Source organism: Enterococcus rivorum (assembly GCF_001742285.1).
Lineage (GTDB): Bacteria > Bacillota > Bacilli > Lactobacillales > Enterococcaceae > Enterococcus_L > Enterococcus_L rivorum.
On sequence record NZ_MIEK01000037.1, the window covers coordinates 19,459 to 29,008 of the forward strand.

The 9,550-nt window shown below is 33.8% G+C and carries 8 protein-coding genes; 5 read left to right on the plus strand and 3 right to left on the minus strand.

Going from position 1 to position 9,550, the window contains the following annotated elements; genetic code table 11:
* The first annotated feature begins 1 nt into the window (after position 1).
* Positions 2-2,524: an L-type lectin-domain containing protein gene (locus BCR26_RS12485; protein ID WP_069699330.1), complete on the plus strand. Its 2,523-nt coding sequence runs from the start codon at positions 2-4 to the stop codon at positions 2,522-2,524.
* 313 nt (positions 2,525-2,837) lie between these two features.
* Here the strand turns inward: BCR26_RS12485 and BCR26_RS12495 are convergent, their stop codons facing one another.
* Both BCR26_RS12495 and BCR26_RS12500 read right to left on the minus strand, forming a co-directional pair.
* Positions 2,838-3,410: a nucleotidyltransferase family protein gene (locus BCR26_RS12495; protein WP_069699332.1), complete on the minus strand. Its 573-nt coding sequence runs from the start codon at positions 3,408-3,410 to the stop codon at positions 2,838-2,840.
* 100 nt (positions 3,411-3,510) lie between these two features.
* Positions 3,511-4,146 (minus strand): GntR family transcriptional regulator, encoded by a 636-nt coding sequence (locus BCR26_RS12500; protein WP_069699333.1) that lies wholly within the window; start codon positions 4,144-4,146, stop codon positions 3,511-3,513.
* A gap of 124 nt (positions 4,147-4,270) precedes the next feature.
* Between BCR26_RS12500 and BCR26_RS12505 the strand changes: the two genes are divergently transcribed.
* The 3 genes from BCR26_RS12505 (at position 4,271) to argF (ending at position 7,606) form a co-directional block, all read left to right on the plus strand.
* On the plus strand, positions 4,271-5,038 hold the full coding sequence (locus tag BCR26_RS12505; RefSeq protein WP_069699334.1) for a dimethylarginine dimethylaminohydrolase family protein: 768 nt from the start codon (positions 4,271-4,273) through the stop codon (positions 5,036-5,038).
* Positions 5,039-5,134: 96 nt separating this feature from the next.
* Positions 5,135-6,550, plus strand: a complete 1,416-nt coding sequence (locus tag BCR26_RS12510) for a basic amino acid/polyamine antiporter (protein WP_069699335.1) — start codon at positions 5,135-5,137, stop codon at positions 6,548-6,550.
* Between the two features lie 39 nt (positions 6,551-6,589).
* Positions 6,590-7,606, plus strand: coding sequence for an ornithine carbamoyltransferase (gene argF, locus BCR26_RS12515; protein WP_069699336.1), 1,017 nt, complete (start codon positions 6,590-6,592; stop codon positions 7,604-7,606).
* A gap of 277 nt (positions 7,607-7,883) precedes the next feature.
* On the opposite strand, the gene BCR26_RS12520 is transcribed toward argF, so the two are convergent.
* Positions 7,884-8,288, minus strand: a complete 405-nt coding sequence (locus BCR26_RS12520; protein WP_069699337.1) for a VOC family protein — start codon at positions 8,286-8,288, stop codon at positions 7,884-7,886.
* 202 nt (positions 8,289-8,490) lie between these two features.
* Between BCR26_RS12520 and BCR26_RS12525 the strand changes: the two genes are divergently transcribed.
* Positions 8,491-9,426: an LPXTG cell wall anchor domain-containing protein gene (locus tag BCR26_RS12525; protein ID WP_069699338.1), complete on the plus strand. Its 936-nt coding sequence runs from the start codon at positions 8,491-8,493 to the stop codon at positions 9,424-9,426.
* The last annotated feature ends 124 nt before the right edge of the window (positions 9,427-9,550 follow it).

Genomic DNA, 9,550 nt, shown 5'->3' on the forward strand with positions numbered 1-9,550 from the left:
GATGAGTAAAAAAAAGAAGTATGTAATACTTAGTCTACTCACTATTACTTTTGTTGGTTCTGTCTATTTGAAAGAGGCAAGTCAATATAATAATATTCAAGCTTCAAATGGTGAAAATCAATCTTCAGTTGTCTCAACTGCGATACAAGGAAGAGCGAGTGATCCAAAAGTTGTACCACTAGAAAATATTTTTTCTGTACCAACTGGAGCAAATAGTAAAACAATAGATAATAAATATGTTTTGATAACAGATAATCTAAGGAACCAAGTTGGAAGTATCTTTTCAAATGAGAACAATAAATTTGATCTTACTAAAGATGCTACTTCGGAAATGTATATCAAGATAAATGGAACGGCAGATGGTGTTACTTTTGTCTTGCATAACGATGCTAATCGGATTAAAAAGTATACAGGAGTAAACGGAGCTGGCTTAGGGGTTTATGCCGGTTCATTAGATGGCAGTTCTTTAGTCGGACAAATTGAAAAGAGTTTTGCAATTGAGTTTGATACCTATCACAATGGGGATAGGAATGATGGAGATGTAAGCTCAAATTCCAGTAAGGGACATGTTGCTTATTCTTTCCCTGATGACAAATCAACGTATACATTTAGTGGAAATTACGTAAAAAAACAAGTTCACCTTGGCTTGCAGTATCCGAATTTTCGATTGGGAGATAATGTCTGGCGGAAATTTACCGTGGATTGGAAAGCGTTAAATGAAAATGGTGTGGGACAATTAACCTATCAATTAGAAGGATTAGATCCAGTGACGGTTTCTATTCCAAGGACAACATTCTCTGCAGACTCTGTTTACTGGGGCTTTACAGGTTCAACAGGCGCGCTTACGGAAAGTGCTCTGGTAGGGTTTGCCAGTGTACCAGGATTAGTGAATTATAAAGATAGCTTGAAACTTTATAGTTCAGCGGGTGATTTACTTGGAAATGAGAGTGTAGAAAAAGGCGATTCTGAAATAACGGTTCATTATTCTGGGGAGTTTATTAGTGGAAAACAAAACTTATTAGACCCTAGTATTACTTTTACAAAGAATGCTAAACAAACGTATATAGAAGGTTCGATGACAGTAAATGGTGCGTTAGTAAATCCTACTGTGACAAGTACAGCAATCAAAACTAGTTTTGCAAATTTATCTTTAGAAAATAAAAAAGTCGATATTATTTTTAAAGTAAAAAATAATGGGCTGAACTCAAATGATAGACCTGAGATTGTTAGTAGAATTGATGCAAGTAATTTTACTCAGAATGATGGCAATAAGGTATCCTATGTTATTGATAACCAGCCTCCTAAAGGGATAGGTAAATTAACTGTAGTAAATCAATATGATACCGAAAAAATATCTGGTGCAACGGATTATAACTATTTTCTAAGAGCTTTAAGTGATGATTTTACTCCAAATGATAAGATAACTATCGCATTAAAATCAGGGCAAGATATAGAAACTTTGGTACAACAATTAGGTCCTAGTTATTTTGAGTTGAGCTTAACGGATAAAGTTGGGAACACACGCGACATTAAAGTACCGATTTTCGTAAAGAGTAGTGAAGAACAAATAAAAAATAACGACCATTTTCTATTAAAAGGAAGAAACTTTACTTTTATTGATTATAATTATCCAAAAACTGAAAATGAGTTGAGAAATTTTATTTTAGAGCAGTCTTATTTTGAATTGTGGCAGTTTAACGATGATGGTACCTCTAAAAAATTAGATGGTAAGTTGAGTATTGTGGATATTTCTAAATTACCGAAAGTAGGAACCTTGCCACTAGTTAAAGAATATTCGGTTCCAATAAAATATACTTCAGGCTCTTCGACGGTTGAACTAGTCATTAAGTTTAACGTAGAAGCTGGTTTTTCATCTGTAACAATTACCTTTCTAAATGAAGAAAATCAACCTCTAAGAGATTCGATTATTTTGACTGGAAAAATTGGTACGAGTATAGATCTGACGAAAGAAGTTGCGATTCAGAACAGAATCAAAGAGCTGAAAGAAAATCATTATGAGCAAGTGAAAGCACCGAGTAATGAAACAGCTATTTTAGTAGAAAAAAATGCGAAGGAAGAAGCATATCAATTTAAGGGGACTCTTTTTGTTAAATCATTTCCAACTAAAATCAACTTTGGTGATAAATATTTAGCTCCTAAATTTATCAAGGCTGAACAACCAACCTATGATGTTCCTTTGATCGTAGGAGATAACCGAACCAATAAGACACCTTGGAAACTGACTGCAACGCTAGAAAAAGCTTTAACAAGTGTGGAAGATCCTAATGAAGTGATGTCACGAGCACTTTGGTACAAAAAAAGTGATGCAGAAAAAGTCATGCTGTCACAAGGTGAAGCACAAGAAATTGAAGTTGGAACGATATCAGCTTCCGGTGAATACAATGTCAGTAACAATTGGAATAAGAATAAAACAGGTTTACAGTTGAATCTGTTTTCAAATGAGGTCATTCAAACTGGAAAATACCGAGCGACTATTTTATGGCAAGTAGGAAAGACCCCATAAATTCCGTAGCGAAAAAATAGATTGTAAATAGTTGAACCCCCAAAAATCAGTTTTCCTTTGATTTATTGAGGGGTATTTTTTTCATGAACTTATTTTTTCTTTAGCTCTTTGCGCCATTTGTAATAAAAAAAGAGAGCACAAATAAAAGAACCAAAAGCTCGGATAAGTAGCTCATCTAGATTGTCACCTTTTGAAAAAATCACTTTATAGCATAGTAGAATAAACAAAGACATAGCAAGAAATAAGCTGAAGTAAAAGAAAAATTTGTAAAAGCTTTTCATAGTAGGTTTCATAAAGGACTTCATTCCTAATCTTAATTATTAATAAAATCAACGGTTAAGCAAGGCCAAATTTCTTGCCACTTCTTGGTCAGCACTCTTTTTTTATAAATATCAAGTCTCAATTCACTTTCTAAGAAGAAGGGCGTCGGAGAAACTCGGAACTGAATGATATCCTCGATACCATAGGGTGCAAAGAGCTCTAGTTGATTCTTTGAATCTTTTCGCGCAGCAATCGCTGTACATTTTTCAGGAAATTTACTAATGGCATCTTGCGAATTTTCATAAGGAGCAATCGAAATATCCTGATTGTGTTGGTGCATATAAACTTCATTCTTAAGCTCCCAGTTATACATGGGGTAGTTCAGCTTTAGCTTTTGTTCGATACGCGTTGTTTCCTCGTAAGAGATTGTTTTATCGAAGAAGATAACATCAACATCACTAATATATGTTTTTGATCTAACATCACTAAAAAGATTCCAAAAATAGTTTCGGATGGTACCAGCGCATAGCCAGCAATCGGGTAATTGCAACTTTTTAATGATTTCAAGAATGTCATTAATTTCTTGGTCTTGTACCAAATAGTTTTTAAACTCATCAATAGTCATTTTTATTCCTCAAACTCTTTCTAATTTTTAATTCAAAGAAATGAAATAAAGAGAAGGTCGCTGATTCGAAATATGATACCTTTAACTTGAAAGTCAACTATTACCAAATATCATACTGAGCATTTTCAGTCTTCCAATGAGTATTTTCTATAAAATCTCGGAGTTCGCGGTCTTTTTTTTCTTGGAAGAGTCGTAAAATGGTTTCGTGTTCTTCATTAGTAGTATGCAGGATATTCTTGATAATATTGCTGTCCACTCGATAATAGGTTTTACCGATAAACATTTTTTTCTTAATAATTAACTCATTGCGAATGATAGCATTTGTACATTTATTGATATAAATGCCATGAAATTGTTCTTGAAGTTCGTTGTATTTTGTATACAATTCGTTTTCTATCGCAGAATACATACTATCAATTAAGAATTTCATCAAAGAAAAATCTGTTTCTGTAAGTTTATCAATGGTCAATTGAGCAATTTTTCCATCTAATACCCCGATTAATTGATATAAATTTTCGACATCATATTTAGTATAACTTCTTAATTTAAAGCCTTTTCTAGGTTCTCTTTCTAAAATATCATCTGACGCCAGTTGTAACATAGCTTCTCTAATGGGGGTTCTACTTATTCCTAAGTTATCAACTAGAAATTGCTCGGTAATACGATCGTCTCTTTTTAGGTTGCCAAGAGTTAGTTGTTCTGAAATGAAATTATAGACTTTTTCTTTAGGATTCATATGATTCCCTCCTTCATGTCTATTTTACAACATAAATACAAAGAAAAGTAAATTTAGTCTTGATGTTCTTTATTGTATATTGTATACTTTAGTTGCAAGTAAATCAAAGAAAGAGGGAAATGAAATGTTTAAAAATGTCATTGTACGGGTACCATCTAAAAGTATTTCAGAAGGATTAACAAGTGCAAATGAAGGTAAACCAGTCTACAGTAAAGCTTTAGTTCAACATGAAAATTATGTAAGCGCTTTGACGAAAGCTGGGGTGAATGTGACTGTTTTAGAGCCTAAAGATGAATTTCCAGACTCTTGTTTTGTTGAAGATGTTGCTTTGTGTACAAGTAAATGTGCGATTATCACACGTCCCGGTGCTTTAAGTAGAAGAAAAGAAGCTGCTTTGCCAGATATGATTGAAGCCTTGGAAAAATTTTATGAGCATATTGAATATATAAAAGAACCAGGTACAGTTGAAGCGGGTGATATTATGATGGTTGGCGATCATTTTTATATTGGCTTATCTGCTAGAACCAATGAAGCTGGTGCGAAACAAATGATTGCCTTGTTAGAAAAATATGGACTTTCTGGACAAATGGTTGAGATGAAGGAAATGCTTCACTTGAAAACAGGTTTAGCTTACTTGGAAAATAATAATTTACTAGTAGCGGGAGAGTTTAAAACAGCACCAGAATTTGAAAAATTCAACAAGATAGAAATTGAACTAGATGAAGCTTATGGCGCAAACTGCATTTGGGTAAATGATTATGTGATCGTTCCTGAAGGGTATCCAAAAGTACAAAAGAAAATTGAAGATTTAGGGTATAAGGTATTAGTTGTTGATACATCAGAATATCGAAAAATTGATGGTGGATTAAGTTGCTTATCGTTAAGATTCTAAGTATGGAACCGTGAGCCACTAGAGGATTATTAAAGGTATGACAAATAGTTTTAGCAATCCTTGCTTGTTTTTTTAGCAAGAAAGAAGGAGAGGTCAATGGACAATTCTGAAAGGAAGATTGGGTTACTTTCTCTTGTAGGGATCATCATTAGTGCAATTGTTGGTGCAGGAATTTTCAACTTAATGAAGGAGATGGCTAGTACAGCATCTGCTGGCATAACGATTATTGGTTGGATTATAGCTGGGATTGGCATGGGATCACTAGCCTTTTGTATGGAAAACTTGAATAGAAAAAGACCTGATTTAGATTCAGGAATTTTTAGCTATGCTCAAGAAGGCTTTGGAAATTACATTGGCTTTAACTCTGTCTGGGGCTATTGGATTTCAGTTATTATTGGAAATGTTGCTTTTGGTACGTTGCTATTTAGCGCATTAGGGTACTTTTTCCCAATATTTGGTGATGGGCAAAATGTTGCCTCGATTATTGGTGCTTCGATTGTGTTATGGCTACTTCATTTTATGATTATCAGGGGATTAGATAAGGCTACTTTGTTGAATACAGCCGTTATGATTGCTAAAATGATTCCTATTATCATTTTCATTGTTTGTGTAATTGGTGCTTTTAACAAAGATATCTTTTTGAATGACTTTTGGGGAAAAGTTTCTGATCCAAACCAATATACAAATGTCTTTGAGCAATTAAAAGGAACCGTTTTGGTAACCGTTTGGGTGTTTATTGGGATTGAAGGAGCTGTGGTTTTTTCCAGTCGAGCGAAAAAAAGAAGCGATGTTGGAAAAGCAACATTACTTGGATTTGCAGCGGTAACCTTGATTTATGCTACCGTGACCGTTTTCTCATATGGTGTAATGAGCCAGCAGGAACTAAAAAGTTTACCTAATCCAGCAATGGCTTATGTTTTAGAAAAAATTATTGGTAAGCCGGGAGCAGTAATCGTTAATCTAGGTGTAATTATTTCGATCTTTGGTGCGTGGATTGCGAATACTTTATTGGCTGAAGAAGTAGCCTATCAAGCTGGAATCAAAAGATTATTTCCTAAAATCTTTACAAAAGAAAATGAAAATTCAATGCCAATTAATTCGATCATTATTACGAATCTCATTGTACAAGTGCTACTTTTAACGTTTCTAGTAACAAATGAAGCTTATTCTTTGCTTTCAAAGTTGTCCTCTTCGACTATTCTTTTACCCTATACCTGTGTAGCTCTATTTCAAATGAAATTGAATCTTAAGAGTAAAGAAAAGGCGCTTTCTAAAAATATGGTTGTTGGAATTATCGCGACAATTTATATGCTGTGGCTAGTTTATGCTTCTGGAATGATGTATGTAGTATTGACGATTCTGGCTCTCTGTCCGGGAACGATTATGTACATTTATGTGAAGAAAAAAAATTCAGAGAAAGTATTTAAGCCGTATGAGCAAGTCATTTTTGCGTTTGTTATTTTACTATTTCTTTATGGGATTGTAAAATTTCCGGTTATAATGAGTATGTAAATAAAATGATGGGTATCGATAATCAAGGAGGTATTTTTAGTGAATAATGTATTTCAAGGTAGAAGTTTGCTAGCTGAGAAAGATTTTACAAAAGAAGAGCTACAGTATTTAATTGATTTTTCACAACACTTGAAAGAATTGAAGCAGAAAGGGATTCCTCACGAGTATTTAAAAGGAAAAAACATTGCGTTACTATTTGAAAAAACATCGACTAGAACAAGAGCTGCTTTTACGACTGCTTCTATTGATTTAGGCGCTCATCCCGAATATTTAGGAGCGAATGACATTCAACTAGGAAAAAAAGAGTCAACAGAAGATACTGCAAAAGTTTTGGGGAGAATGTTTGATGGCATTGAGTTTAGAGGGTTTAGCCAGAAAGTAGTGGAAGAGTTAGCTGAATTTTCTGGGGTTCCTGTGTGGAATGGATTGACAGATGAGTGGCATCCCACTCAAATGATTGCTGATTTTTTAACGATTCAAGAGAATTTTGGAAAAGTGGAAGGTATTACTGTTGCCTACTGTGGGGATGGGCGCAACAACATGGCTCATTCATTATTAGTCACTGGAGCTATACTAGGAACTAACATGCGAATTGTAGCGCCGAAAGAATTGCAACCGGAAGCAGAAATTATTGAAATGGCGCAAACTTTTGCTGAAAAGTCAGGTGCTGAATTACTAATTACGGATGATGTAAATAAAGGTGTAGCGGGGGCAAATGTTCTTTATTCCGATGTTTGGGTTTCTATGGGGGAAGAAGATAAATTTGAAGAGCGAATCAAGTTGTTGATGCCGTACCAAATAAATATGGAAATGGTTCATAAAACTCAAAATGAAGATCACTTAATATTTTTGCATTGCCTGCCAGCGTTTCATGATACAAACACGAAGTACGGAGAAGAGATTTATAAAAAATTTGGCATCAAGGAAATGGAAGTAACCGATGAAGTTTTTAGAAGTAAATATGGTCGTCAATTTGACCAAGCTGAAAATCGGATGCACTCTATTAAAGCTATCATGGCAGCGACGTTAGGAAACCTGTTTATTCCACGTGTGTAAATAACAGAAAAATAATTATATTGTAAGGTAAACACTTGTTTTGTAGAGGTAAAAAAGTGTTTACCTTTTCAATATTTTTAATCGGACAACTGTTTTAGCTGATAAAATAATAAATATCATTAATAACAATCATGAGAATTTTTTTTGCTTTGCTATTTTTATTATGCATGCAACAAGCAACTTCTATTTTAAATGCTTCATTAGTTAAAAATAGTTAGAGTAAAGTTACTCATTCTACGTTTGTCAGTTAGAGATGAAAGAGCAACAGAAAAATAAATTAAGATTGGTCAAAAACTTCTTCAAATGTTTTATCAGGGTTTATTTGTTCGGTTAAACTAATCATAGTTCCTTCAAACGAACGAACTGTTAATTCTAAAACATTCCAAGGCTGCTCCTTTAATTCATTTATAATCTCCTTTTTGTCCATTTTACTTCTAATTTCTTTAATATTTTCTACATTTAGATTTATGACTATGCTATCACTTGCTTTGTCTTGATCTGCTTGAATAAGCATTAAATCTTGATATTTTTCGCGACGTAAGTGTGACATTATAATCATATTGTTTTCATTTGAAAAATCAAACACTGAGATAAATCCTAACTTGTTTTGGTACCAACGGACGGAATCATTAAGGCTGGCTGTTTCAATTTTTACAAATAAAGGCATCGGATAAAATTCCATTTTTACACACCTCCGTTCTCCTAATAACAGAGTACAAGATGACGTTGCGTGAAGGTCAATAGAATAGGGTCATAACTTTTATAGAAATCGATAAAAAAGTAAAGAATTACTTAAAGAGTCTATCTTTCTGGATTATTGCTTTATTTATTGTAACGTAAGTGTTACAATTATTACGTAAAGATAACAAAAGGGGTGGGGAATAGTGATAAAAAGATTGATATTATTAGTTAGTGTCTTTGCAGCTTTTGCTTTTTTAGGGCAACCAGCTTTAGCGCAAGAGAGTGGAAGTACAACAGAAGTTACTTCTGAAACTAGCTCTAGCAGTGTGACTTCGGATTCTTCTATGGAAGATTCTAGCGAAGTATCACCAGTTGTTGATGCAGAAACGACTGCATCGGATGCGATAACGTTTGTTGAGGGCAAAATCGGTGAAGTAAAAAAAGAAAATTTGTCACAAGTTGATTTTTCTTCAGGTCAAAGTATTCGTGAAGGCTTACTCTCTGATGATTATGGGATTACTAAAAACGAATTAGATTTGCTAACAAATGAACAGTTAGTCAATGCAATGACCTTATTTAATCGTTACAATGATGACATGATTGGGATGGATGTAGGAGCATATGTAAGAGTACTGAAGGCTTTGTATATTGATCAGACTATATCATGGGATAAGGTTTCGAAAGAGTTATCTTTTATCCCTAATAGTTTTAGCAATTTTTCTGAAATGATAGATCATGTAGACGAGTTACAGGCATATTTAAAGGCGTTATATCCAAAAAATAGTAGTTTTATAGCTGCTGCGCCAATGAGTAATGATGAATTGATTGCTGTTTTAAAACAATTGAATGAAATAGGTGATGGTCCTTTTGGAGGGGGGCGAATCCTTAATATCATTAGTAGGATTGATAAAGGGCTACCGAAAGATACTTCTACATCTAGTTCTATAGCTACATCAACTGAAGCAAAGTCTTCAGTCAGCACAACAAATTCTACCCAAGTAGATTCTAAGAAAAAAGATGGTGACTTACCAAAAACAGGGGAAGAAAAGGCAAAAATGGCAGTTACAATTATAGGTGTAGTACTTGTTTTAGGAGTAATTGTTTTACTTATTGTCAGAAGAAATAAAAAAAATAAATAGTTTTTGAACTTAGAAGTAGTGATGAAGGAGAGTGGGACAATAAACTACTATTTATAGAAAACAGAGACGATTTTGACTATTATTATCAAAATCGTCTCTGTTTTTTCTTTTGAAAGAGCTTTTC